General features: G+C 49.4%; 23 protein-coding genes. 3 read left to right on the top strand and 20 right to left on the bottom strand.

Features of this window, described 5'->3' with window-relative positions; genetic code table 11:
* Positions 1 to 42 precede the first annotated feature (42 nt).
* Complete coding sequence (gene lexA / locus MHH48_RS12905; protein WP_076321144.1) at positions 43 to 669, top strand: transcriptional repressor LexA; 627 nt, start codon at positions 43 to 45, stop codon at positions 667 to 669.
* A 94-nt stretch (positions 670 to 763) separates the two neighbouring features.
* Here lexA and MHH48_RS12900 read toward each other — a convergent pair whose 3' ends face one another.
* The 19 genes from MHH48_RS12900 to MHH48_RS12810 form a co-directional block, all read right to left on the bottom strand.
* Positions 764 to 1552, bottom strand: a complete 789-nt coding sequence (locus MHH48_RS12900) for a hypothetical protein (protein WP_076321143.1) — start codon at positions 1550 to 1552, stop codon at positions 764 to 766.
* Positions 1545 to 2081, bottom strand: a complete 537-nt coding sequence (locus MHH48_RS12895) for a sigma-70 family RNA polymerase sigma factor (protein WP_076321142.1) — start codon at positions 2079 to 2081, stop codon at positions 1545 to 1547. Before MHH48_RS12895 ends, MHH48_RS12900 begins: the two co-directional genes overlap by 8 nt.
* Before the next feature lie 160 nt (positions 2082 to 2241).
* Positions 2242 to 2586, bottom strand: a complete 345-nt coding sequence (locus tag MHH48_RS12890) for a hypothetical protein (RefSeq protein WP_179090575.1) — start codon at positions 2584 to 2586, stop codon at positions 2242 to 2244.
* Between the two features lie 48 nt (positions 2587 to 2634).
* Complete coding sequence (glnA, locus tag MHH48_RS12885) at positions 2635 to 3963, bottom strand: type I glutamate--ammonia ligase (RefSeq protein WP_076321141.1); 1329 nt, start codon at positions 3961 to 3963, stop codon at positions 2635 to 2637.
* A gap of 61 nt (positions 3964 to 4024) precedes the next feature.
* On the bottom strand, positions 4025 to 4435 hold the full coding sequence (locus MHH48_RS12880) for a MerR family transcriptional regulator (protein WP_076321140.1): 411 nt from the start codon (positions 4433 to 4435) through the stop codon (positions 4025 to 4027).
* Positions 4436 to 4517: 82 nt separating this feature from the next.
* Positions 4518 to 5771 carry a methionine gamma-lyase family protein gene (locus tag MHH48_RS12875; protein WP_076321139.1) on the bottom strand — a complete coding sequence of 418 codons (1254 nt, stop codon included), beginning with the start codon at positions 5769 to 5771 and terminating at the stop codon, positions 4518 to 4520.
* Positions 5772 to 5914: 143 nt separating this feature from the next.
* Positions 5915 to 7207, bottom strand: a complete 1293-nt coding sequence (hflX, locus tag MHH48_RS12870) for a GTPase HflX (protein ID WP_076321138.1) — start codon at positions 7205 to 7207, stop codon at positions 5915 to 5917.
* Between the two features lie 121 nt (positions 7208 to 7328).
* Positions 7329 to 8312, bottom strand: a complete 984-nt coding sequence (locus MHH48_RS12865; protein WP_076321137.1) for an AAA family ATPase — start codon at positions 8310 to 8312, stop codon at positions 7329 to 7331.
* 81 nt (positions 8313 to 8393) lie between these two features.
* Positions 8394 to 9047, bottom strand: a complete 654-nt coding sequence (locus tag MHH48_RS12860) for a YdcF family protein (protein WP_076321136.1) — start codon at positions 9045 to 9047, stop codon at positions 8394 to 8396.
* A complete protein-coding gene (locus MHH48_RS12855) occupies positions 9047 to 9604 on the bottom strand; it encodes a DUF402 domain-containing protein (protein WP_071218240.1) in 558 nt (185 codons plus the stop codon). Before MHH48_RS12855 ends, MHH48_RS12860 begins: the two co-directional genes overlap by 1 nt.
* A 99-nt stretch (positions 9605 to 9703) precedes the next feature.
* Positions 9704 to 12388 carry a PBP1A family penicillin-binding protein gene (locus MHH48_RS12850; protein ID WP_076321135.1) on the bottom strand — a complete coding sequence of 895 codons (2685 nt, stop codon included), beginning with the start codon at positions 12386 to 12388 and terminating at the stop codon, positions 9704 to 9706.
* Positions 12389 to 12572: 184 nt separating this feature from the next.
* Positions 12573 to 12812, bottom strand: a complete 240-nt coding sequence (gene hfq, locus MHH48_RS12845) for an RNA chaperone Hfq (protein WP_076321134.1) — start codon at positions 12810 to 12812, stop codon at positions 12573 to 12575.
* Positions 12813 to 12865: 53 nt separating this feature from the next.
* The gene (gene miaA / locus MHH48_RS12840) at positions 12866 to 13813 is read right to left on the bottom strand and encodes a tRNA (adenosine(37)-N6)-dimethylallyltransferase MiaA (protein WP_076321133.1); all 948 of its coding nucleotides are present in this window, start codon (positions 13811 to 13813) and stop codon (positions 12866 to 12868) included.
* Complete coding sequence (locus tag MHH48_RS12835) at positions 13803 to 14582, bottom strand: class I SAM-dependent methyltransferase (RefSeq protein ID WP_076321132.1); 780 nt, start codon at positions 14580 to 14582, stop codon at positions 13803 to 13805. The genes miaA and MHH48_RS12835 overlap by 11 nt, the downstream gene beginning before the upstream one ends.
* A gap of 17 nt (positions 14583 to 14599) precedes the next feature.
* A complete protein-coding gene (gene mutL, locus MHH48_RS12830; RefSeq protein WP_076321131.1) occupies positions 14600 to 16585 on the bottom strand; it encodes a DNA mismatch repair endonuclease MutL in 1986 nt (661 codons plus the stop codon).
* A gap of 37 nt (positions 16586 to 16622) precedes the next feature.
* A complete protein-coding gene (gene mutS, locus MHH48_RS12825; RefSeq protein WP_076321130.1) occupies positions 16623 to 19391 on the bottom strand; it encodes a DNA mismatch repair protein MutS in 2769 nt (922 codons plus the stop codon).
* 251 nt (positions 19392 to 19642) lie between these two features.
* The gene (locus tag MHH48_RS12820) at positions 19643 to 20893 is read right to left on the bottom strand and encodes a hypothetical protein (RefSeq protein WP_076321129.1); all 1251 of its coding nucleotides are present in this window, start codon (positions 20891 to 20893) and stop codon (positions 19643 to 19645) included.
* Between the two features lie 107 nt (positions 20894 to 21000).
* Positions 21001 to 21567: an outer spore coat protein CotE gene (locus MHH48_RS12815; RefSeq protein ID WP_076321128.1), complete on the bottom strand. Its 567-nt coding sequence runs from the start codon at positions 21565 to 21567 to the stop codon at positions 21001 to 21003.
* 128 nt (positions 21568 to 21695) lie between these two features.
* Positions 21696 to 22676: an aromatic acid exporter family protein gene (locus MHH48_RS12810; protein WP_076321127.1), complete on the bottom strand. Its 981-nt coding sequence runs from the start codon at positions 22674 to 22676 to the stop codon at positions 21696 to 21698.
* A gap of 247 nt (positions 22677 to 22923) precedes the next feature.
* Here MHH48_RS12810 and scfA point away from each other — a divergent pair, with 247 nt between their 5' ends.
* Both scfA and scfB read left to right on the top strand, forming a co-directional pair.
* Positions 22924 to 23073 (top strand): six-cysteine ranthipeptide SCIFF, encoded by a 150-nt coding sequence (scfA, locus tag MHH48_RS12805; RefSeq protein ID WP_076321126.1) that lies wholly within the window; start codon positions 22924 to 22926, stop codon positions 23071 to 23073.
* A 103-nt stretch (positions 23074 to 23176) separates the two neighbouring features.
* Positions 23177 to 24553, top strand: a complete 1377-nt coding sequence (gene scfB, locus MHH48_RS12800; RefSeq protein ID WP_076321125.1) for a thioether cross-link-forming SCIFF peptide maturase — start codon at positions 23177 to 23179, stop codon at positions 24551 to 24553.
* Positions 24554 to 24791: 238 nt separating this feature from the next.
* On the opposite strand, the gene MHH48_RS12795 is transcribed toward scfB, so the two are convergent.
* The gene (locus MHH48_RS12795) at positions 24792 to 25436 is read right to left on the bottom strand and encodes an MBL fold metallo-hydrolase (protein ID WP_076321124.1); all 645 of its coding nucleotides are present in this window, start codon (positions 25434 to 25436) and stop codon (positions 24792 to 24794) included.
* Between the last annotated feature and the right edge of the window lie 24 nt (positions 25437 to 25460).

Below are 25460 nucleotides of genomic sequence, written 5' to 3'. Positions count from 1 at the left end.
GTTATAATTTTCCCAAACGTTACTAAATGGGGTTGATACGGCATGTCGAAAATATCCAGCCGCCAGCTGGCGATCTTAGAGTTTATCCGCAACGAAGTTCGTAGCAAGGGTTACCCGCCTTCTGTCCGGGAAATCGGCGAGGCTGTCGGACTAGCTTCCAGTTCAACGGTCCATGGACATCTTGACCGCTTGGAGAAGAAAGGCCTCATTCGCCGTGACCCTACGAAACCAAGAGCAATCGAACTGCTTGGCCAAGAAGAGTCCGAAAGCGCAAGCCTGTTTACTCACACCATTGCCAGAGTGCCTGTTGTCGGAAAAGTCACTGCAGGTGTTCCTATTACAGCCATGGAGAACATTGAGGATTACTTCCCACTCCCACAGCATTATGTAGGCGACGATAAGGTGTTCATGTTGTCGGTTATTGGTGACAGTATGATCGAAGCCGGCATTCACAGCGGCGACTATGTCATTGTTCGCCAGCAGCAAACTGCAGACAATGGCGACATTGTCGTAGCGATGACAGAGGAAGACGAAGCAACTGTGAAGACCTTCTATAAGGAGAAGGATCATGTACGATTGCAACCGGAGAATCCTACCTACGAGCCACTGCGCCTGAACCATGTTACGATTCTCGGTAAAGTAATCGGACTCTTCCGGGATGTCCACTAATTTCATATATCTATCTATGAAGAATAGGTTACCTCCCTTAATTGGATGGTAACCTCTTTGCTTTTTCTATATAGATCACGAAGCTGGATCATAGCTAGTTTGCCTGCTCCATAATGCCTTGTTTAAGATCTAGTCGATACATCCGTTTGGGTTTATAATCCGGCGAACCTTCCCCACCCGGCCCCTCCGTGGACTCTAGAACAAGCTTATTGTCTTTTACCATGGGAGTAGTACCTGGTCTATAATATGAAAAGTAGGAAACCAAGGATTCATCCTGAAATCGGAGCTGGACGGCTTTACCCGTTTCATGCTCCACTGCGAACGCATAGATTTGTATACCATGACAGTCCCTATATTGCGGTGCGAGTATAAATACATCGGCAGCTTGAAACGGCAGGCGAATCATATCAACCGGAGCAAATGTTGGTTGAATAAAAGTAAGATCCCCCAGCGTAGTTACTTCATTTGTAACTTGGTTAGTACTATACTGTACGCTGTAGTTTCCGGTAAACGACATATCCGTTTCGATACCGAAGCAGCTCGGTGCTCCCAATGTCGTTATTTTTTCCTGTCCAACTGCAATAACCCTTAACCTTCCTTCATCCGTTACGCCTTGTGCCCGGATTGTCTCTTCCGTACCAGGAGGTAAAGTCCCTGCTCTCTGTTGTTCCTCTCTGCCAAAAGGTAATTGAAAGGCAATTAAAATAATCAGAAGCATTAACCCTCCAGCAAATCCAACTTGCAAGTGCTTTCGACGTTTAGGCTTGCTGTCGGTGAAAATCACGGACCTATGCACGTTTTTTTTCATTTCAGATGTGAACTTTTCATCTGAAAAGGGAGCTTTTTTAGCCCGGGAATACCAGTCTGGTTTATCCTCATTCATCGCCATTCTCCTTCAACAGGTTCTGTACTTTTTTCCTTGCCCGATACAGTCTTGATTTTACGGTACCCGTCGCTAGGTTAAGGAACTCCGCAATCTGATTTATTGACATCTCATAGTAAAGATCCAGGATCAACACCTCCCTGAACTTCCTGGGTAAGGTCATAATCATGGCCCATATTTCATTGGTATACTGCCCATCCAAATACTCTGCTTCCGCCGAGCGGCTTGAGGCATCTATGAGCAGCTTGTCCTTGAGGGTCACTTTCCGAAAGAAAAAAGTCTGTTTATATCGATACGCGGTATGTCTTGTAATTGTAAGCAGCCACGTTTTTAGCGTCGCCCGACCGCGAAAGGTATGTATGCCAAAATAAGCTTTAATAAACACCTCTTGAGCAATATCGTCAGCCAGTGCTTGCTGTTTGGTCAGAAAATAAGCGTAATTCCAGATATCATTTCCGTATAAGTTCATGATTTTATCCAGTGTCTGTGTGTCCATCACCGTCATCTGCTTCAAGTATTCCAGCTCCAACCGATTCACCTCGTCTAATTAGAGTCATGGAAGTGAGTAAAGGTTCCCTTTTTTCGAAAAATAAAAAAAGAATCTTCCCTTTTATGGAGGGCGATTCTGTATTGGCTGCATTCCTGAACGGTTCTCCAAAATCATAAACCAAAATCTATTGCCATTGCTATTAAACCAACGGAGCCTCTTCCCAGGCCTGTTTAAATCGAGAACCAAATCTTCGAATGGATTCTTTGTCGGCCGTTAACTGAAAATCCTGTTCAGACCCGTAAAAACGCAACTGATATATTCCCTTTCGATCCATCTGTTCCCAGCTCAGATGGTATAAATGTTTTTCGAAAGACATAAATAAACCATCTAATTTAAAACCATTTAAATACTCAAGCGGAAATTCAGCAGTTACCGAAATATAATTCCGGATTTCCAAATTCGTCCACCCAAAATTCAAATCATAAATGATTCGGTTTATATGAAACCTGACTAATATTCCATATGCCTGTTTGATCATATTCATTGGAAAAACAAAAACCCCTCACGCCTTACGGCGCAAGGGATTCCTCTATTAATACATCGTAATGTACTGATCGCGTTCCCACTGATGAACTTGCGTCCGGTACATGTCCCATTCGATTTCTTTCAGCTCGTAGAAGTGAGCCAGCGCATGATCCCCGAGCGCGTCGGAAATGACTTCGCTGCGAATCAACTCGTTAATGGCTTCTTTCAGGTTTGCCGGCAAGCTAGGGATGCCTTCCTCAATACGCTCTTCTTCCGTCATCACATAGATGTTACGGTCGATTGGAGCCGGGAGCGACAGCTCGCGCTTCACGCCATCCAAACCTGCTTTCAGCATGACAGCCAGAGCCAGATACGGGTTAGCCGCCGGATCCGGGTTACGCACTTCAATACGCGTGCTAAGGCCACGGGATGCAGGAATTCGAATCATTGGGCTGCGGTTACTTGCAGACCATGCTACGTAGCAAGGTGCTTCGTAACCAGGCACGAGACGCTTGTACGAGTTCACCGTTGGGTTCGTGATCGCAGCAAACGCGCGTGCATGCTTAAGAATACCCGCCATATAGTTACGAGCCGTTACGCTCAAGCCAAGCTCATCACTCTCGTCGACAAACGCGTTCTCGCTTCCTTTGAAGAGCGATTGGTTACAGTGCATACCAGAGCCGTTCACGCCGAATAGCGGTTTTGGCATAAATGTTGCAATCAGTCCATGCTGACGAGCAATCGTCTTAACTACCAATTTAAATGTTTGAATCTGGTCAGCTGCTTTGATCGCATCGGCATACTTGAAGTCGATTTCGTGCTGGCCAGGAGCAACTTCATGGTGAGAAGCTTCGATTTCAAAGCCCATCTCTTCCAGTGTCAGTACGATATCGCGGCGGCAGTTCTCGCCGAGATCCGTAGGCGCAAGGTCAAAGTATCCGCCTTGGTCATTAAGCTCCAGGGTTGGGTTGCCTTTTTCATCGGTTTTGAACAGGAAGAATTCTGGCTCCGGACCGACATTCATAGAAGTGAAGCCCATCTCTTCAGCTTCTTTCAGCGCTCTCTTCAGAATGCCGCGCGGATCTCCTGCGAACTGAGTGCCGTCAGGCATGTAGACATCGCAGATCAGACGTGCGACGCGATCCTCGGATACCCATGGAAAGATCATGAAGGTATCCAGATCCGGGTACAGATACATATCGGATTCTTCAATACGTACATAACCTTCGATGGACGAACCGTCGAACATCATTTTATTATCAAGCGCTTTAGGCAGCTGGCTTACAGGAATCTCAACATTTTTAATCGTTCCAAGCAAATCTGTAAATTGCAAGCGGATAAATCGAACATTTTCTTCTTTGGCAATACGTAGAATGTCCTCTCTGGTATAACTCACTTTATCCTCTCCTTTTTAAATAAAAAACTAGAATTAATGAAGAATTACAGCATGGCAATCCTTATTTATTAAAAAACCGGGATAATTCCCCTTGAATCAATGAAACCTGACCCGGTCTTCTAGCGGTAATCAATTCCTGCTTCAGCAAACGTCGCAACTGGGACTCCGACATCTCACGGCGTCTGTTCTCGGTATCAGGAGTAATGACAGTAGCCTCTTCAGACTCTTTCGTGACAGGATTCATTACCTGCTTAATGCCGGCGATATTAACACCTTTTTCAATCAAAGCCTTAATCTCTAGCAGTCGCTCCACATCATTGAAGGAAAACAGGCGTTGGTTGCCCGACGTACGGGCTGGGACAATTAAGTTATGCTGCTCATAATAGCGAATTTGTCTGGCGGATAAATCCGTAAGCTTCATAACAATGCCTATCGGAAATAATGCCATATTCCTCCGAATCTCATCACCCATATCTCATCAACCTTCCAAGTGGTCTATTCTGATCCTATTGTACATTTCCTGATCAACCACGTCAACCGCATGTAAGGATAACTCACAACAAATTACGATCTTTCATGCTTTGGAGGGCCATAAGCACACCATATTTAACATGAGAGTAGGTCAAGCCGCCTTGCATATACCCGATATAAGGTGATCGGATCGGCGCATCCGCGGATAATTCGAGGCTTCCTCCCTGGATAAACGTACCTGCCGCCATGATTACGGGATGTTCATATCCAGGCATATCCCAAGGCTCAGGCACTACATGGCTGTCGACTGCCGCCGCCCGCTGAATCCCCTGTACAAAAGCGATCAGATGATCCGCTCCGGTAAACGATACGGCCTGAATCAAATCGGTCCGCTCATCCTGCCAGCCCGGCTTGGTTGTGAACCCCACTGCCTCAAACATCGCGGCGGCATAAATGCTGCCCTTGACCGCTTGTCCAACCGTGGATGGTGCCAGGAATAATCCCTGATAAATGCCTCTGGTCGTTCCCAGCATAGCCCCTACTTCACGTCCGATGCCGGGAGCAGTCAGCCGATAGGCTGCCTTATCCACATAGGCTGCTTTACCGCATATGTAACCGCCGGTTTCGGCAATGCCGCCGCCAGGGTTTTTGATAAGCGACCCCGCCATCAGATCAACGCCAACCTCCGTCGGTTCCAATCGCTCCGTAAACTCACCGTAACAGTTATCAACGAAAATAATCAAATCCGGGCGAATGGACCGAATCCGGTTTACCATGTCACCAATCTGGGATACCGTGAACGAAGAACGCCAATCATATCCACGGGAACGCTGGATACCGATAACCTTGGTTGAAGACGTGATTGCCTTCTCTACCCGCCCCCAATCGATTTCCCCTTGTTCTGTTAGCGCAACCTCCTGATAATCGATTCCAAAATCTCGAAGGGACCCGCTGCCGTCCCCGGGTTCGCCAATTACTTTATGGAGGGTATCATACGGACGCCCCGAAATATACAACAGCTCATCTCCCGGTCTTAACACACCAAACAGTGCGGTTGAGATCGTATGGGTACCGGAAGCAAAATGCGGCCTGACCAGGGCAGATTCGGCTCCAAATACATCTGCGTAGACTTCATCCAGCACTTCACGGCCGCGATCATTGTATGCATACCCGGTGGAAGCCGCAAAATGAAAATCACTCACCTGAAACTTCTGGAAAGCATCAATCACCTTCCACTGATTAAAATCAACGATATTATCGATCCCCCGTAAACGCTGTCCGATTTTGGACTCAATCTCACTGCTCAATTCAAGTATATCTTGCGAAAATCTTGCCATGACCAACTGCTCTCTCCTCTTTTACACATGATGTCTCACATCTTAACACATATTTTTATTTCATAGAACTCGCAATGCTTGAGCACCCTGAACACGCAATATAAGCCCCATACAGGGGCTTACACTACGATTCCTATTGGTACCTAAGATCCGTTCTGGACGTAATCATGGAGCAAGTAACCCATTTTCTCATAATCCGCTTTATTGATTCGCACCTCGTAGAGGATATCATTCTCATCAAAAGACTGCTCCAGCACGTCTCCGACACGGTATACAACCGAGTTCAGATCGCCGCGGTCTGCCGGAATCCGGAACGTCACGTTCCCTCCGGACAGCTGGTCCTGAATCGCTTCACGAACCATTTCCAAATCCTGATCTTGATACGCACTAATCTTTAATTGACCATCCCCTGTAGGCAGCATCTCCAGCTGATCCGGTTCACATGCGTCCTTCTTGTTAAACAGAACGATCTGCGGTTTATCCGCCGCCCCCAGATCCTGAAGTATGGATTGAACGACAGCCATCTGTTCGTCCCGCATCAGGGAAGAAGCATCTACGACATGAAGAATCAGATCGGCTTCGTTGGCTTCTTCCAGCGTCGCACGGAACGCGGCTACCAGATCATGAGGAAGGTTCTGTATAAATCCAACGGTATCCGTTAGCACCACTTCCTTGCCGCTAGGCAGCTCCAACACGCGCGAAGTGGGGTCCAGCGTAGCAAATAATTGATCTTGGATATAAACATCTGCGGCCGTTAACCGGTTTAACAATGTTGACTTGCCGGCATTGGTATAACCGACTAGAGCAACCTGTACGGCACCGCTCTTCTTCCGCCGCTCCCGATGGAGCGTACGATGCCTTGTGACTTCATCCAGCTGCCGCTTCAGGTCGCTGATTCTGTCACGAATATGCCGGCGGTCGGTTTCGAGTTTACTTTCCCCTGGTCCACGTGTCCCGATCCCCGCCCCGAGCCTGGACAGATTCTTACCATGTCCCGACAACCGCGGGAGCAAATAAGTAAGCTGTGCTAACTCCACCTGGATAATCCCCTCACGGGTCTTCGCACGTTGAGCGAAAATATCCAGTATCAATTGAGTACGATCGATAATTTTCACATCGAGTGATTCTTCCAGATTTCGTACTTGTGCGCCGGATAATTCCTGATCAAATATGGCCGTTGTTGCGCCCAACCCATCAATCGCCATGCGCAGCTCTTCGACCTTCCCTTTGCCGATAAACCACTTGGAATCCGGAACTTCGCGATTCTGCGTAATGACATCCAGCACCTCCACTCCAGCGGTTTCAGCTAGCTGAACCAGCTCCTGCAGCGAGTGTTCCGGATTAATTCCTGTACGTTTAACTGCATCCGTCACCAAACTGACCAAAACGGCTTTATCTTCGATCTCTGTCCGGGTATCATGCGTTATATTTGTCATATAGCCAACTCCTTCTATCATTACGTCTCCTAATTTAACTAACCGCTGCTGCCTGCAATAAACATTATGATCCAAAGAAAGCAGCGTTACCCCTTCATTATGTTCGAAGACAAGCTTAAAATCATTGTATTTTTCCGTTTAACTTAAAGTCCTCCGGCCGCAGGGTCATAAGCTCAAGCTTGCCGGGGTTTCCGGTTACGTACTGATTTAGCAGCCGAACCGATTGATTCCTTATCGATTTCTCGATGACATTCCGTACATAACGCGCATTACTGAAGGCGTGCAGTCCATGATCCTTCTCCATCTGCAGGTGTTCCTTGAGCTTGCTCAGCGACTGCGGCATCAAGATATAATCCCTCTCCTTTGCCATCAGCTCCGAAATCTGGATCAATTGATCCAAATTGTAATCCGGGAAGTCCATCTGGATCGGAAAACGGGAATACAGGCCGGGATTCGAATCCATAAAAAAATCAATCTCATCGCTATAGCCTGCCAGAATAAGAATGAACTGGTTTTTATGATCCTCCATCGCCTTTACCAGCGTATCGATCGCTTCCTTGCCAAAATCCTTCTCACCGCCGCGCGCCAAACTGTAAGCCTCATCGATGAACAGAATTCCTCCAAGCGCTTTTTTGACCAATTCTCTGGTCTTTTGTGCCGTGTGACCGATATATTCACCTACGAGATCGGCCCGTTCCACTTCGACTAGATGACCCTTATTAAGCACGCCCATCTTCTGGAACAGCTTTGCCACGATACGGGCGACTGTGGTTTTCCCAGTTCCGGGGTTTCCTTTAAAAATCATATGGTACACATGACCGCCACTTAATAAGCCTGCTTCCAAACGCATCTGGGCCACTTGAAGCAATGCATAGATTTCAAATACCAGGTCTTTGATTTGTTCGAGACCTACCAGTTGATCCAGCTCTTTCTGTATTTCCTGGAATAGACTGTGCTGGGAAACAGGGTTTGGCGAAGGGGCCGGTTCGCGTTCCGGAACCGCACTGCTGATGAGTGGAGGTTCCGCGCTGCGGAGCACGACATTAATCTGCCTGGATGGCCGTCCTTCAGATCGGCCGTTAGCGGCCGTTACACGCCCGTTCATTGCTCCTCACCTCTTTACCAAAGGGCTGACTATCTATTCCAATGTATTCTATTTACAGCCTGCTTATTAGAAGTTTCGTCCTCATAGGACACCCATGGCGATCAACAGCCGATCGGCCGTCCATTTCGTATAAGCCAGCACTTCTCTAGACTTGTGTTTAGCCATCGGCAAAACGGTAGATTCCGTCAGCGACATAGAAGGATGATCGTAACCAAGGGTTGTTGCAACCTCCATCGCTCTCGTCCCGTGATAGTCATGGGTTATTATAATGGCGGTGTTCCACCCATGCTCCTCCATAATCGCTTGGCTGAAGAGCAAATTCTCGTAAGTGCTCGTTGCTTTGTTCTCCAGGAAGATCCGTTCCTCCGGTACGCCCGCGTCAACCAAGAAATTTCGCATTCCTTCGGCTTCGGTATATGGATACCCCGGCTTATCGAGGCCGCCAGAAACGATGAAGGTATCAAAACGGCCTGCATGGTATTCAACTAGCGCATGCTCGAGCCGCTCGCGAAGCCCCGGACTTGGCTGATCTCCCCACATGGAAGCGCCCAGGATAATGCCGACATCCGCTTTCTCCGACGGACTGCTGACGGCACTTTCGATCTTCCAATATGCATAACCTGACCATAGCACTCCAAGAACAACGAGAGAGAGCAGGGTAATCATCCCTCGCCGATACCATGCTCTCTTCTTCGTGCCTGTTTGAGACAGACTCTTATGTATTTCCTGACGCATTATTTCTTCCTCCTGAACTCTCCATTATGAAATAACTGGTCGCGATGCTTCAGAGACATCATAAAGTAAGGGAATTCATGCGCGTCGATGGCCCGAAGCAGATTCCGTGCGGTTACCTTGGCCAGCCTGTAGTCATCCCGGGTAATGTCATTCCGCCCTAGAGCATCCTCAAGCTCATCTTCATCCAGCAAGAACACTTCACCATTCTTGACGACCACAACGTCCAAATACAGATCGTCAAACCAAGGAACACCCTGATCGGTTACCCCCTGTTTCTTGCAAATATCGATGTACCATTGAACAATATTTCGTTTGTCATCAAACATGGCGGTCACGATGAAATGGCTGTCCTTCGGATAATACTGCAGCCATGAATAGCCTTTGTCCGCGATTCGGTAAGTATGACGGCCATACGTCTTCCATAACGGTTCTTTCAGGCCATATATGGTATATAACGTGAGATACCCTGTAAACTGCTCACATTCCACATACCGGGAAGTGAAGTGCCGGCGGGTGATACGGCGCCAATTCGCCCGATCTCCGAATTTACGTTTCATGGAACTTTTCCTCCCCATTCGTATTCCCAGCTTACCACATTTGGGTATCACACTCAAAACAAAGAAGCCTCCGCAATCATGCGGAGGCTCTCAAGTTCATTATGGACTATCTTGGAACTGGTCAGAACCATCAACCGGATCTGACGGATCCACAATGGTTCCCGGTACCGTAGGAATATCACCCGAATCGCTGTCGGTTCCTCCAGTGCCTGTGTCACCATGGTTAGATCCATCTCCTGAGCCATCAGATCCATTGCCAGGATTTTGACCATCTTGGCCATTCCCGGCTCCGTTTCCATTGTCAGGAGGGTTCGTTCCATTACCGTTACCATTGCCATTGCCTGGGCCTTCACCATTCCCATTGCCTGGCTCGCCATTACCATTACCATTACCGTTGCCATTTCCGTTCCCGTTGCCATTCTCATTCCCAGGAGGGAACTCATTGCCTGCTCCGTTGTCACCTTCATCAACCGGAGGCGGTTCCTGGATGTCCCCCGGATCGGGTTCGAGATCCTCAGGCGGCAATTCCTCGGAAACGGCCACAATCTGCAGGATGTTCGAAGGTGCCGACTCCTGGCTCGTAGACGGGTCTATAGCAGTCACATAATAATCATAGGTCAATCCCTCCATTGCGCTCAAATCCTCAATGGACGTACCATTCAAGGCATCGAGAATCGGGGTGTATTCCGATTCCGACGTTTCCTTACGATACACGCGGTATTGCACGTTGCCCTGAACCGGATTCCAGCTCAGTGATACGGTCTGAGTCTCTCCATTATAGGAGCCCGTCAAACCGCTGACTGCGGTTAATGTCGGTTCTTCAACAGGCGGCTTTACCGGCTCGGTACTCGGGAAGCTCTTCGCTTCATAGCCTTGAACAGCCTTCTCCATCACTTTGCCCCATAAGGAAGCTGAGATCGAACTGCTTCGTTTCAGCAGATGCTGCCGGTCTGGGTTATCATAACCCATCCACACAGCTGCGGTTAACTCCGGCGTATATCCGACAAACCATACGTCGCGGTTTGAGCTGACGCCCTTATAGCCGCTCTGCGTGGTTCCGGTCTTACCGGCTACCGGACGACTGATCCGGGCATTTCTACCCGTTCCGTCCTCTACAACGCGCTTCATCATGTCTGTCATTTGCGAAGCCGTCGAAGCGCTCATCACGCGCTTCCCTTTGCTGCCTTTGTTCTCATGCACAACCTTGCCTTTGTTATCTTTAATCTGTTTGATTGCAAAAGCCTCTTTAAATTCTCCGCCATTAGCAAAGGCGCTGAAAGCTTGTGCCATCTCGAATGTGTTCGTACCGGTATTCATTCCGCCGAGGGCCAGGGATAAGTTCGCGTCGCCTTCGGTCATCTTGATGCCGAGACTCTGAGCGAACTCGAATCCTGTTTTTACGCCGATTTGGTTCAACAGCCATACGGCCGGAATGTTCTCGGAACGCTGAATCGCTTCCGGCATACCAATCGTCTCTGAATATCCGTGCAAGTTTCTTGGGCAATAGTTGGTGCCAAAACATTGCTGTTTATTACTCAATCTGGAGTCCTTCGTAAACTTCCCGGATTCCAGCGCCGGTGCATACGATACAATCGGCTTCAAGGCGGAGCCCGGCTGACGACGGCTGTCGGTAGCCCGGCTAAACCCGCCGCGCGTATATTCCCGTCCACCGGACATGGCTACGATCCCGCCGGTCTCCTGGTTAATGATGACCATGGAGCCCTCAACGGGTACGTCATCAGGACCTTTTTCAAAGTTTTCCGGATTCTTGAACTCTTCTTCCATTGCCGTCTGAGCATTCACGTCCATCGTTGTGTAAATCTGATAACCGCCAATATTAACATCGTCCTCGGTGAGGCCCCATTTTTCTTCGGCTTCTTCCATTACATAGTCGATAAACGCTGTATATTTCTGTTGTCTTTCAGGCGGTGTATACGCATAGTCCACTTTCTTGGCTTTCGCCGCCTCTTCGGCTGTGATATAACCCTGCTGTTCCATCAAAGTCAATACCACCGCACGACGCTCTTTGGAGAGCTCAGGGTTCTTGAGCGGATTATATCGGGACGGTCCCTTCGGCATTGCCGCCAGTGTTGCTATTTCCCATATCTCCAGTTTTTTCAGATCCGATTTGCCAAAATAACGCTCGGACGCGGCTTTAATGCCGTAATAAGGCCCACCGAAGTTAATCCGGTTCAAGTACATCTCAATAATTTCCTGTTTACTGTGCTTACGCTCAAGCGCCAGCGCGATCGACATTTCAGTCGCCTTCCGGAAGAATGTTTTATCCCTTGTCAGGAATATGTTCTTCGCCAGTTGCTGCGTGATCGTACTTCCGCCTTCGACCATGGAACGGGCCATGACATCCTTTACCGCTGCGCGGCCGATCGACCACATGTCTACGCCGTTATGCTCCATGAACCGTTTATCTTCTGTTGCAATAAATGCTTGTACCAATAGCTCCGGAATATCCTCGTACTTCACAGGATCACTCTTCTGAAGGGACAGTTCGCCCATCAGCGTGCCATTACGGTCATATACTTTGGAAGTTCCGTAAGCGGTCAGCTTATCCTGATTCTGCTCCAGCAGCTTTTCACCGCTGATCAAGATGAACAAATAACCTGCAAGCGCACAGAAGATCGCAATGACGGCCGTAAAAAACAATGCCCATGCAATTCGCTTTCCTTTGCCTTTTTTCTTCTTCGCATTCGGTTTCGTGGTTTTGGATGTCTTCGGGTTGTCTTTGTTTTTGTTCAACCGTGACATCTGATTATCTTTTCCAGCCATTTGTCCCCCTCCTTACTCCCTTGCGGGATCAAGCCTTCTGACTCAAGTCATGCCTCGGAAAGAAAAGAACAACCTTCTCAGGTTGCTCTCTGCACTCCTTATAAGCTAAACGAAATATAAGCCAAAAAGTTTCAAATTAATCATTTACGGTATAATTCTGCTCTTTATGAATCCATTCTAAAATCTATTGTTCGCTGCTGTTATCCTGCATCAGGGACACATTACGCTGCGGCATGAACGTGGAGATAGCATGCTTGTACACCATTTGCTGACGGCCGTCGCTGTCAATCACGATGGTAAAATTGTCAAAAGCTTTGATCGTTCCACGGATCTGAAAGCCGTTTGTAAGGTATACCGTGGCCGGAATGTTCTCTTTGCGCAGTTGGTTCAAGAACGTGTCTTGGATGTTAATGGACTTGTTCATTAGCCGTACCCCCAATGGTTCATTTAGATTGTTTTGAAAATATATTCAAGATTTCAGTGAAACTTTCCTGCTATTATAGCACGGATTTTTTGATAGTTCGCAGAAAAATTTCCCGAGTCGGTGACGTCTACCCACTCGATGTCCTTCATGTGGCGAAACCAAGATAGCTGCCGCTTAGCGAAACGGCGTGTATCGCGCTTAAGCAGCACGACGGCCTCCTCGTAGCTGAACTCCCCGCTAAGGTACGAAACGATTTCCTTGTAACCCAGCCCTTGCATGGATACAAGCCCCGGAGCGAACCCTTTGTTCATGAGCGCCGCCACCTCATCAACAAGTCCCTGGCTCAGCATAAGATCAATTCGCTCTTCAATACGGTTATATAGCATTTGCCTGTCCATTGTCAAACCGACCAAGCATAAGTCATAGGGAGATTGCTTGGTTTGAGGTGCCAGTTGGGTCGAAAGTGGGACGCCGGTCACATGAAATACTTCTAAAGCACGAACGACCCGACGTAGGTCATTAGGGTGAAGCCGCTCGGCCGTTTCAGGATCAACCTCTGCCAATTTTTGATGAAGAGCCTCGGCTCCATGTTCGTTGGCATAGCGGAACTGCTCTTCCCGAAAAACTTCATCCGCTCCCGTCTCGCTAAACTGATAGCCGTAACACACCGACTCCACGTAAAGCCCGGTTCCCCCAACAATAAAAGGAAGTTTCCCCCGCTGCGTAATCTCCGTAATGAGCCTCTGGCTCTGCTCCTGAAATTCGGCTACCGAATAGGGGTGATCGGGCTCGTGAATATCAATGAGATGGTGAGGAACGCCTTCCATTTCCTCCACGGAAATTTTGGCCGTTCCGATATCCATGCCCCGGTATACCTGCATCGAATCGCCGGAGATAATCTCACATCCGAATTTCTTCGCGATCTCAATGCTCATTTTGGTTTTACCTACAGCTGTTGGTCCGATGAGAACAAGCAGTTTAGGTTTGGTTTCATCTGTCAATGGAAATCACTCCGTACGTTATTTTCGATTTTCCCCGTTCAGGCAATGTAAAGCCAAGCCGCTCAAACTCTCCGCTGGATCGCGCTTCCTTCATCACGACGGTTTTGCGCGCGACCCTAACCGCTTCTCTCACACTTTCCATTTCCAGCGGCTCCCCATTTGCATAATGTCTTAGAGGATGGATCGAAGCCGATTCGGCGATCGGTTCACGGAACATCGGATCAAAATAAACAATGTCTACGCTCCGGTCCGGCAGCGACTTCAAATAATCCAGGTGATGGCTGTGCCTGACCTCGATTCGCCTCATCGCCTGATCACTGGCCTCCAGATGGCTTTCATAGGTCCGCAGCCCTTCTTTCAGCAGCGCATACACGGGCAGTGAGCTCTCCAGGGCAGTGATTTGACTGCTCGCCCCGCCCTTGCCCGAGAATACCAGGGAATCGGCTCCAAGCCCGGCCGTACAGTCCAGTACGGAATCCCCTTCCTCCATTCCGGAAGCCTCCAGCATGGGATCGGGTTTTCCGCTCAGCACGCGTTTCAATCGGACAAACCCCATACTCGGATGAAATTCCATGACCGCCCCATCCGGTCCGCTTAGGCGTACATGTCCGTTCAGTACGACCAGCACGTCATCGTCTCCGAACCTGCGGGCTAATTTTCGCAATGAATGACCGCCGCGCTGGACATAACGGCAGCCGATTTCTTGGGCTAAACATCTCGCCCGCTCCACAATGTCCGGCGCTTCCGCTTCTCCAGTTGTTATAATCATGAAGGTCCTCCTTGCTGTTACATCACGCGTTTAAACATTTTCTCCAAATCATAGGCTGAGAACGAAACCACGATCGGTCGTCCATGCGGACATGTGTATGGCTGCCGGCAGGCGCCCAAACGCTGAATCAACGTCATCGCCTCCTGCTCCGTCAGCTTCTGATTGGCTTTGATGGAAGCCTTGCAGGAACACATGATCGACGAGGTTTCTCTCAGCTTGGCGATATCAATATTGCGTTCGCTCAGCACCCATTCAGCCATCTCTTCGATAATGGCCTTCTCGTCGCCCTTAGGGAACCAGAACGGATGGGAACGAACCAGAAAGGTATGGCCGCCAAAAAACTCCATATAAACGCCAACCTTCTCAAACCAATGCAGCCGTTCCTTCACCTTCTCCGATTCCGAGGGCGTGAATTCGAGCGTAATCGGCAGCAGCAGCTCCTGGGATGCGTCTGCCGGGTTGCCAAACTGTTCATAGTAATACTCGTAGTTAATCCGCTCATGTGCGGCATGCTGATCAATCAGGTACAGCCCGGTATCATTCTGCGCTATAAGATAGGTGCCGTGATGCTGGCCGATCAGCGTAAGCTCCGGAAATGGCGGAATTTCGGGAGCCGGTCCTGAGGCCGCCTGCAGCCACTCCTTCGTTATGGCAGGAATTCCGGCATTCCCCCTGGTCTCATTGCGGTAATCATTGCGGTAAGAAGAAGCTGCTGCCGTTTCCCGCATTTGCGAGGTGGCAGCTGTTCCCGCTGCTCCGGCCCCATAAGTCTGCTTGATATTGGACTCAGACTGAGTGAATACCTGACCCTCCGGCCGTGTCGACGCAGGCGACGCATGGAGAGGCATGTTTCCACCAGTGGAAAGCTCGCCGCTTCCTGGGATCGCGATATCCCGTTCATTACCGCTACCGATCGCAGAGACACGACCTTGCGCAGAAGAAAATTGCAGTTGTTCCTGGATATAGGCGTTGTCGCTTTTGCCAATATTTTGTTTGGCCGGACGTGGAATAAGGATTTCCTGCTGCAGCACCTTGCGAATCTCTTCCTCCACAAAAGCGAACAGCTCCTGCTCTTTACTGAACCGCACCTCCAGCTTGGATGGATGCACATTCACATCGATCAACGAGGGGTGCATGGACAGCTGGATGACAACGAGCGGAAACCGGTTGATCGGCAGCAGCGTATGATAACCCCTCAAAATCGCCTGCATTAAGCCGTAATTCCGAACATACCGCCCGTTAATGATGAGCGACATGCCGTTACGGTTTGCCCGCGTATAATCCGGGCGGCTGATATATCCGCTTAACGTATAATCCATATTCTCCGCTTCGAACGGCAGCATCGCTTTGGCCGATTGGGTACCGTATATGGCCGCAATGACCTGAAGGGCATCGCCATTGCCCAGCGTCTGCAGCAGCGAGTTTCCATTGTGCCTAAGCGTAAAGGCAATATCCGGCCGGGAGAGGGCCAGACGGTACAGATAGTCGGATATGTGCCCCAGCTCCGTTTGGATTGTTTTCATATATTTCAGCCTTGCCGGCGTATTAAAGAACAATTCCTTCACGAGGAAATCCGTTCCTCTGGGTGCGGCCGTCTCTTCGTTCACGCGCAGATGACCGCCTTCGATCTCGATCACACGTCCGCGCCCATCCTGAGCATTGGAGGTAACCAGACGTACCTTGGATACAGCCGCAATGGATGGCAAGGCTTCGCCCCTGAATCCAAGGCTGGTGATTTGGAACAAATCGCGGCCTTCAGCGATTTTGCTCGTTGCATGACGATAAAAGGCCGTCTCGCAATCCTCCGGATCAATGCCGGCACCGTTATCCGTCACGCGAATGCTGTCCAGTCCGCCTTCTTCAACCGTTACGTCAATCTTGGTGCTCCCGGCATCAATGGCGTTCTCGACTAGCTCCTTCACAACGGAGGCAGGTCGCTCCACCACCTCACCGGCAGCAATCTGGTTTGCAATATGCTCGTCCAAAATCCGAATAATCCCCATCGTTCCTACCTCCGTTTCATTTCATTCCTATGCTAAATCACATATCCTTCGCTTGAAGCTTCAGGTCATTCAGGAACTGCATGGCCTGAAGCGGCGTCATATTCATCACGTCCGCGCCCTTAACAGCATCAATGAGGCTCTTGATCGCAGGATCTTGAGAGGCTTCCTGCGGCATCGAGTGCTGATCCTTACCAGGCTTAGCACTCGATTCAGGCACTTCCTCCTCGCCAAAAATGGAGAGCTGTACCACGCCGCCTTTCTGGTCAGCACCGCCCAAGCCTTCAGTATACAGCGTTGTATCTTCTCGATGCTCATACACAGCTTCCGGTCCGCTTCGTCTTTCATCGGACTGAGGTGCGGCAGTTGGCTGCTCGCGCTGCATCACAGCCCCTTGCTCTGATGCCACCGCGGCCAGCGAAGCCATCTCCAGGCCCTGCAGCAGCCCATAGGCGCGGTCAATGATACTGCCGGGCAAGCCGGCCAATCTCGCACAGTAAATGCCGTAGCTGCTGTCGGCTGCGCCAGGGATCAGCTTGCGGAGGAAATGCACTTTGTCTCCGCTTTCCTGAACCGCCATGGAATAATTTTTAAGACCGCCAAGGCTTTCCTGTAGATGGGCAAGCTCATGGAAATGCGTTGATACCAATGCCTTGCAGCCGATATGGTCATGCACATACTCAATCACGGCTTGTGCGATTGCCATGCCTTCACTCGTCGACGTACCGCGTCCAAGCTCATCAATGATGATCAGGCTGCGGGGCGTCGCTTTTTCCGTCATGACCTGAATATCCGCCATCTCCACCATGAAGGTGCTCTGACCGCCGATCAGATCGTCAGCCGCCCCGATGCGGGTAAAGATCCGGTCGACCAGCGGGACAACCGCACGCTCTGCCGGGACAAAACAGCCCATCTGGGCCAGAATCGATAATAAGGCAACCTGGCGCATGTACGTGCTTTTTCCAGCCATATTCGGACCGGTAATAAGCAGGATCGAGGAGCCGTCCTTGCGCAAATCCGTTCCGTTCGCGATAAACGATGAATCCTTCATGACGGCTTCTACAACAGGATGACGACCGCCTTCAACGATATAATCATAACCTTCGCTCAGTTCCGGCTTCACGAACCGATATTCCGCACTGACCGCAGCCAACGATTGGTAGACGTCGATCTCTGCAATGCGCTCAGCGAGCTTCTGCAACCGGCTTACTTGGGTATTCAGCTTGTCCCTGAGCTCGGTAAAGAGGGCGTACTCCATATCCACCATCTTTTCCTGCGCCTCCAGGATCAGACCTTCCTTCTCCTTCAGCTCGGGCGTGACATAACGCTCCGCGTTCGCCAGGGTTTGCTTGCGTTCGTACCGGCCTTCCGGCAGGGACGACAGATTGGACTTGGTCACCTCGATATAATAGCCAAACACCTTGTTGTAACCGATCTTCAGCGACTTGATCCCCGTAGCCGCGCGTTCCTTCGCTTCCAGCTCGGCGATCCAGCGTTTGCCGCTGGTGCTCGCTTCACGAAACTCATCCAGCCGCTCGTGATAGCCCGGCTTGATGATGCCTCCGTCACGCACGGACACCGGCGGTTCATCAACAATCGCATTCTCGATCAGTTCACACAGATCGTCACAAATATCCGTATCCGCAGCCACCCGCCGCAGCGTCTCGGAAGCCGAATGGGCACACAGCTCTTTCAGGGAAGGAATTTGTCTTAACGACAGCTTGAGCGCGTTCAAATCCCGTCCGTTCGCGCTGCCAAACGCAATCCGGCCGACCAACCGTTCCAGATCGTATATCTCTTTAAGCGCCATCCGCAGATCTTCACGCAGTATGTACTGGTTATACAAATGCTCAACAGCCTCCAGCCGCTCTTCAATCCGGCTGCGGGACAGCAGCGGTTTATCGATTCTCCGCCGCAGGAGTCTGGCTCCCATCGAGGTTTCCGTGCGATCCAGAAGCCACAGGAGCGAACCTTTCTTTGAACGCTCACGAACTGTCTCAACCAGCTCCAGGTTGCGTCTGGTGAATGGATCCAGAACCATGTATTGTCCCGGTTCGTAGGAAGCAATCTGCGTCAGCTGTCCCAGTGACCGCTTCTGCGTCTCGCTTAAATACGAGATCAGCAGGGATATGCAGGCTCTTCGCTCCTCTTCCAGGCGGGCCCAGGCCGGTTCTCCGAATTGGGAGCGAACCAATGCGTCCTCCCTACGATCCCAAGCCGTATAGACAATGTTGCGGCTGCCTGGAAGCGCCTGAGAAGAGATGATATCAAGAAGGGAAGCGTCCCCAATGATCTCGGAAGGCTCATAAAGGCCAATCTCATCCCGCAGCCATTCCTCCGAAGATGGCACTGATGTCACATAAAGCTCACCTGTGGACAGATCGCATGCCGATAAAGACATCAATCCGCCCGCTTCCGTAACGCACACCATGTAATTGTTCGATTTGTCGTGCACGACCTTGCCGTCCATGATGGTCCCCGGCGTGACGACCCGAACGATTTCCCGCCGCACCATGCCTTTGGTGACAGAAGCATCTTCCATCTGCTCGCAGATGGCGACTTTGTACCCTTTCTCAATCAACCGCTGGATGTAACCCTCCGCGGAATGATAGGGCACTCCACACATCGGTATTTTCTCTGCACCGCCGCCTTCGCGGCCGGTCAGCGTAATCTCCAATTCCTTCGATGCGAGGATCGCATCATCAAAAAACATTTCGTAAAAATCGCCTAAGCGGAAAAAAAGAAACGCATCGCGCGCTTGTTCTTTGACCTTCAAATATTGTTCAATCATCGGCGTATATTTAGCCATGACGTACCTCCATTACCTTCTAGCTTGACCTCCATTATAACAGAAATTGATCGCAAGGCATCACGGTTTAACGTGCGCGTTCAAAAAGGTCGGTTTTCAGCACCGAGAAGGTTGGATGAAGCTAGGGAGTGAGGAGCGGAGCGTACGTAGTTTGTACGTGAGCACCGGAAGGCCCGGCTGAATTCAAGATTCGATGCCGAGTTGCTTCTTGATTCACTTCGTGATCAAAATCGGACTTTTTGAACAACCTCTTAAACGGGAATATTCCACAGCGGCCTGATATCTCTGCTTTCATCCCAAACGCGCCCCGCCTCCATGTGTGCAAGAGCCAGTTCGATTTCACGAGCAAAGTCCGAATATTCCGGCAGTGCTGACAAATCCCTATGCCAGCCTGCAATACATTCTTGAAGCACGGACTTGTCGCCTTCATAATAGGCGCGATGGTAACGTTCCGTATTGAATGGCCTCGCTAGCAAGCGGTCGCTGTACCGAGCTGCCAGATAGGCAACATAGAGTGACACCTTCGCGACAAGCGGCGAAACGAGAAAGCTGGGAAGCGTACGGTATTCAAACCCACCATATGGCTGTCTCCGAAAATCCCCCAGATATCCATAACGGGGCCTACGAAGACGCCCCTTGGGGTCTTCCAGCAGCGCCAGCGGCAGAGCCAAATAATTATCCAGGGTCTGAAGAAGAGACAGGGAAAGCGGTACCCCACTGAAATGAATATGGCCGCCCAACGGGAAATCACCATAAGGCAGAGCTCCTGCCCTCCATGTTAATGAATGATCGGTAATTAGGCTCTGGGCTTGACGCAGAGCTTTTTGCATTTCAATCACTAACTCCTTTGGCCTTGCTCTCGGTAACGGCCTCAGCTCGGCAATGGGGTATATGACCTCACCCCGATAACGAACGGCGTCACTGCCGACTGACCCGCCACGCTCCATAAATTCGGATGCATACACAATATCTCCGTTATCCTTCATCAGCACAAATTCGGGATCCATCCCCATGAGCAGCGGAGGAGTCAAAGGAAACTCACTGTCTTCGTTATGCGCGTGAAAACCTGCCGCCTGTTGGCCTTTGGCACTCATAACGGTTTTATTCCGGCCCGCTTTCATGCGGACACCTTCGACTACATATCTTCGCCCGGGCCGGGCCGTGATGATGACCTCTCCTTCATCCACACCCAGCGTATACAGCGACCGCAGGGCTGCTTTCTCCAATCTCCGATGCAGGCCGTCTTCATACCTCCCGTTCTCGGGATCGGGCTCAAATATCACTTCGCTGCCGCCAAGCTGATAAGAGCGGATCGAGACTGCGGACAACCCCTCGACATGAACCGCGTACCTGGCCGTGAAATGCTTCTCCTCAACTGTACTCAAACCCAGAGAGCATGGTATTCCGGATCTGATCAGACGTGCTTGCGCGAGGAGCACAGCAGCTCCCTTCAATGGTACATATTCTTTTACAGCAACTGGTTCTACTTTAAATTGAGCCATCTCCTAGTCCCCCTGTAAAAAAAAATAAAAAAGAGGGCATCCGCCCTCCGCAAAGCTGCCCTCACTGCATATGTTAAGATTAGAATCATTCCTACAGGAGGGTTATCTTACAGTTCATCCTCCAGACCTTCGTAATCAAGGTCTTCGTAATCATCGCCTTCGTCTCCCAGGACGTAATCGAATTCTTTGTCTTCGTAGTCGCCATGGTGATGGCTGCATACTTTGACAACGACCTTGGTTTCCGCAATCAGCTCCACCGCGTACTCTCTCTCTACCCGCAGAATGACACTCGTGCCATTCGAGGATACGCTGGCCTCAACGCAGCTCGGCTCCTGTGTCGCTTCAGCCGACACTTCCACCGTGGATGCACGATGCTTCGGATCCAGATAAGAAAGAGGCACGCGTTCTACATACGATACCGTTTCTTTCGCCACATCGGTCTGTGAATTTTTGTCATAGGAATACCAGATGTTAACATCGTAAGTACCAATAACTTCAATTCCGTCTCCGGCGGCAACCGCCTCGTATTGATGGTTTATAATCCAAGCCCCCAAAATACTGGTCGGATTATTAGGCGGAGTCACGGTATGTGTTACGGTAGAGAATTTACGACCCTTGCCGCAGATCGCCTTCGTGATGATTTCTCTACATTGGTGTTTATGACTCAATGACATCTTCGAACCTCCTCCATACAATCATTCCATACATGTGTATGCAAGACATGGGCGAATGTTGAATGAAGTGGTCCAAATAAATTCATATGATGCTAAAAATATCAGATTTTTTTTTGCAAATCCCTAAGCTATACGGCCGAATCCGCGCGCTTCTGCGGTTTTTTCGCCGTGGGTGCCTTATACTTCTTTGAAATATTCAAATAGTATTCCAGCTCATGGCATAACTGCAGGATGGCGGACCGGACCTCGAATTCTTCGCGGGTCGTCGGCAGCTCCATCTCTTTAAACAAGTCCTCCAGCTCAATCAGCAGTCCTTCGGACTTGCCCGTATATCCTTCGGCAATGACATCCTTGCTTAACTGATCGAATATTTCCGCCGTCAGCACGCCATGAGGAAGCCTCTCATACACCTGGGATATCTGATGCATCATGCTCTGGATATTCTCCATCTGTTCCTTCCGCATATAAAAGTAGATGTTCCAGGAGCCGTCCGGATGAATCATCTGATTCTCCGATGCCCGCTTCGCTTCCTCAATTCCTCTTTCAATCTGCCGGTTAGCCTCAATTAACTCTTTACCGTCCCATATATGCTCGGGATCTCGAAGCGTAAGCGAGAAATGATGGAAAATGACAGAGAAGAGCCCATCCACCTTCCGGCGAATCTCCATCATCGCTCCCTCGCTGTTCGGCATATAAACCAAGTTCACAAGCATGGCCGATCCGAGACCGATAATCAACAGTTCAATTTGGGTTAGCAAAATGTCCATTCCGATCTCTTTCCCCTGAAACACCCGAAACACCACGACCGAGCTGGTTACGATGCCTTCCTTAAAGTTCGCTTTTGAAATCGCGGGAAATGCAAGCAATATGTATATGGCTAGTACCCAATAATGAAAACCGAGAAAATAAAATAGAATACACGCCAGCACCAGGCCCAGCAATGAAGCGAACAATCTGGACGATATGGAGCGCACACTCCGTTTTCTCGTGACGTCAACGCCGAGTATAGCAAGAAGACCGGCGGACGTAGCCCCCGGTATGTTCAAGGCATCTGTAATTAAGATGGCAAGCAGGCTTGCCGCAGCCGTTTTGATGACACGAAATCCCATGTGATGAAGAGCCTCCAGGCGAGTTGATGATGACTATATATGTTACCTTTCATGTGACTACATATTATAAGGTATCTTCATCCTAGCTTATTTTAATGCCATAAACAACCATGCCTGGGTGGCCTCGACCATTAGATTTTCCAATTAGTGTGACCTTTTTGATTGTTGAGTATTCCAAGTTGTTGTTACCATAGTTCAACGTAGCGAGTTTATTCGAATTCACGAAATGGTAGAGGAGTTATTCATGATGAAAAGAATCGTAACACTAAGCACACGCAAACTAATGGACACTGCAAAACACGGCGGATGCGGCGCATGCCAGACATCTTGCCAATCTGCTTGCAAGACTTCCTGCGGCGTAGCTAATCAGCGTTGTGAGAACGCAATGAACAAATAACAAATGGGCAAAGAAACTCGCCGCCGTCCTTACAAGGACGGCGAAGTTGTTTCTGCTGAATAGCCGCCTGCAATTTGTAGTAAAAAGGAGCTTGATTCGCAGTATGATTCATCAATATCAACTGAACGGATACAATATCGTAATCGACACCTATAGTGGCTCTGTACATGTTGTTGATGACCTGGCATATGAAGTTATTGCGCTTTATGAACATGTAACACCCGAACAAATCCTGACGTTCATGGAAAAACAATATACAGAGGAAAGCATTCAGGAGACAATCTCAGCGGTCGAGGAACTTATTAAGAATGAGCAGCTTTTTACAGAGGATGCCTATGAGGACCTATCTATTCATTTAAAAACACGTAAAACGTATGTAAAGGCGCTCTGTCTCAATGTCGCACATACCTGCAATCTGTCGTGCGAGTATTGCTTCGCCAGCCAAGGGAAATACAATGGTGATCGAGCAATTATGAGCGTAGAGGTTGGGCAAAGAGCTATCGATTATCTGCTCGAAAATTCTGGCCATCACCGAAACCTTGATATCGACTTCTTCGGCGGGGAACCGCTTATGGCTTGGAAAGTCGTCAAAGAGATTGTAAAATACGCACGAAGCAAAGAGAAGGAATGGAAGAAAAAATTCCGCTTCACCTTCACCACGAACGGCATGCTGCTCAACGATGAAGTTACCGAGTTTTTAAATCAGGAAATGTACAATGTCGTCTTGAGCTTGGATGGAAGAAAAGAGGTACATGATCGGCTGCGCACAACCGTTACCGGTAAGGGCAGCTATGATTCTATCGTGCCGAAGTTCAAGGAATTCATCCAGAAGCGCGGAGATCAAGAATACTATGTACGGGGAACGTATACGCGGAACAATGTCGACTTCACCAACGACATCTTCCATATCGCAGATCTGGGTTTTGACAAAATCTCGATGGAGCCGGTCATCTGTGATCCACGGGAACCTTATGCGCTTACCGAGAAGGATCTCCCGGAGATATACAATCAGTACGAAATTCTCGCCAAGGAAATGATTGAGCGCAGCAAACATGGCAAAGGGTTTACCTTCTATCATTACATGCTTGATCTCTCAGAGGGACCGTGCATTCAGAAGCGGATCACGGGCTGTGGATCAGGCACAGAATATCTCGCTGTCACACCATGGGGCGAACTGTTCCCTTGCCACCAGTTTGTCGGGGATGAAGCGTACAGCATGGGCAACATCTGGGATGGCATCACGCGGCCTGAGCTGCAATGCCAATTCCAAGAGAGCAATTGCTACACGAAGCCGGAGTGTAAGGGGTGCTGGGCTAAACTCTACTGCAGTGGCGGCTGCCCTGCCAATGCTTTGCATGCGACGGGTTCCATCAACGGAATTTACGAGTTTAGTTGTGACGTGTTCCGCAAACGGATCGAATGCTCGATGATGGCCAAGGTCGCCGAGTCAATCCGAGCGATGGAAGAGAGTGAAGTGTAGTTAAATGAAAGAGGGGCCTCGCCCCTCTTTGCTATTTCAAATTTAGTACATCCTTCTAGTCGACTGCTATGAGCATTTTCCGCATCCTTAGATGCTATGAATAAATTCTCGTTAGACATAACGTACAAGTGTCCATTGAATATGAAAAGCCGGATTCCTTAGAGAGGAAAACCGGCTTTTTGGATAACTATTAAATAGTATTTAGTGTCTACTTCCGTTAAAATGTTGGTGGAACCCCTTATAAGAGATCCAGGATTTTGTCAAAGACTTGCTTTTCCGTAACCGTATTATGCCCTGACACACAAAGTTCCATATCCATTTCTTTATACTTTAAAAGAGTCTTGATATAGTCATCTTTTTCACCATAGAGGCTTGGAACCAGCTCCTCCATCGAATCACCGATATTATCGCCTACATGAATGACCTTTTCCAATTCATCCATAATGCTGATGGAGTCCGCGGTATGCCCGGGTGTATACATGATTCTTATTTGGTCATCGGGAAAGTAGATCTCTTGTTCGAAAGTTAGATCGGGAAGAAGTTTTTCGGCTTCACCGTCAACAAAATGCCCGTATTTCTGCATCATCTCTTCCCAATGTATCTCGATCATGTCCCTGCAGCTCGTGTGAGATATAATCCTGCAGTTTCGAAACGAGCTGTTTCCCCAGATGTGATCCCAATGGTAATGGGTGTTGATGACGATGATGGGCTTGGTATCATGCTTTATGTATTCTTTGACAGGCTCCATGCTCACAGAGCCCAAGCCTGTATCGATGATGTAATTGTATCGATTGCCGAGTATAAGCTGAACATTTAAATCCCAACCAGCAGGCTGCCGATACGTAAACAGAATATTTCTATTCCTGATTTTTTTTATTTCCATTTCTATTTCCTCTTTCTCCAATTG

Source organism: Paenibacillus sp. FSL F4-0100 (assembly GCF_037993005.1).
Classification (GTDB): Bacteria; Bacillota; Bacilli; order Paenibacillales; family Paenibacillaceae; genus Paenibacillus_AQ.
This window is presented reverse-complemented; position numbering and strand designations above follow the sequence as displayed.

Excerpts from the sequence above, each read along its gene's own strand:
- lexA (WP_076321144.1), top strand. The coding sequence starts at position 43 with ATGTCGAAAATATCCAGCCGCCAGCTGGCGATCTTAGAGTTTATCCGC.
- MHH48_RS12900 (WP_076321143.1), bottom strand. The coding sequence starts at position 1,552 with ATGAATGAGGATAAACCAGACTGGTATTCCCGGGCTAAAAAAGCTCCC.
- MHH48_RS12890 (WP_179090575.1), bottom strand. The coding sequence starts at position 2,586 with ATGAATATGATCAAACAGGCATATGGAATATTAGTCAGGTTTCATATA.
- MHH48_RS12880 (WP_076321140.1), bottom strand. The coding sequence starts at position 4,435 with ATGGGTGATGAGATTCGGAGGAATATGGCATTATTTCCGATAGGCATT.
- MHH48_RS12875 (WP_076321139.1), bottom strand. The coding sequence starts at position 5,771 with ATGGCAAGATTTTCGCAAGATATACTTGAATTGAGCAGTGAGATTGAG.
- hflX (WP_076321138.1), bottom strand. The coding sequence starts at position 7,207 with ATGACAAATATAACGCATGATACCCGGACAGAGATCGAAGATAAAGCC.
- MHH48_RS12865 (WP_076321137.1), bottom strand. The coding sequence starts at position 8,312 with ATGAACGGGCGTGTAACGGCCGCTAACGGCCGATCTGAAGGACGGCCA.
- MHH48_RS12860 (WP_076321136.1), bottom strand. The coding sequence starts at position 9,047 with ATGCGTCAGGAAATACATAAGAGTCTGTCTCAAACAGGCACGAAGAAG.
- MHH48_RS12855 (WP_071218240.1), bottom strand. The coding sequence starts at position 9,604 with ATGAAACGTAAATTCGGAGATCGGGCGAATTGGCGCCGTATCACCCGC.
- MHH48_RS12850 (WP_076321135.1), bottom strand. The coding sequence starts at position 12,388 with ATGGCTGGAAAAGATAATCAGATGTCACGGTTGAACAAAAACAAAGAC.
- hfq (WP_076321134.1), bottom strand. The coding sequence starts at position 12,812 with ATGAACAAGTCCATTAACATCCAAGACACGTTCTTGAACCAACTGCGC.
- MHH48_RS12835 (WP_076321132.1), bottom strand. The coding sequence starts at position 14,582 with ATGATTATAACAACTGGAGAAGCGGAAGCGCCGGACATTGTGGAGCGG.
- mutL (WP_076321131.1), bottom strand. The coding sequence starts at position 16,585 with ATGGGGATTATTCGGATTTTGGACGAGCATATTGCAAACCAGATTGCT.
- mutS (WP_076321130.1), bottom strand. The coding sequence starts at position 19,391 with ATGGCTAAATATACGCCGATGATTGAACAATATTTGAAGGTCAAAGAA.
- MHH48_RS12820 (WP_076321129.1), bottom strand. The coding sequence starts at position 20,893 with ATGGCTCAATTTAAAGTAGAACCAGTTGCTGTAAAAGAATATGTACCA.
- MHH48_RS12815 (WP_076321128.1), bottom strand. The coding sequence starts at position 21,567 with ATGTCATTGAGTCATAAACACCAATGTAGAGAAATCATCACGAAGGCG.
- MHH48_RS12810 (WP_076321127.1), bottom strand. The coding sequence starts at position 22,676 with ATGGGATTTCGTGTCATCAAAACGGCTGCGGCAAGCCTGCTTGCCATC.
- scfA (WP_076321126.1), top strand. The coding sequence starts at position 22,924 with ATGAAAAGAATCGTAACACTAAGCACACGCAAACTAATGGACACTGCA.
- scfB (WP_076321125.1), top strand. The coding sequence starts at position 23,177 with ATGATTCATCAATATCAACTGAACGGATACAATATCGTAATCGACACC.
- MHH48_RS12795 (WP_076321124.1), bottom strand. The coding sequence starts at position 25,436 with ATGGAAATAAAAAAAATCAGGAATAGAAATATTCTGTTTACGTATCGG.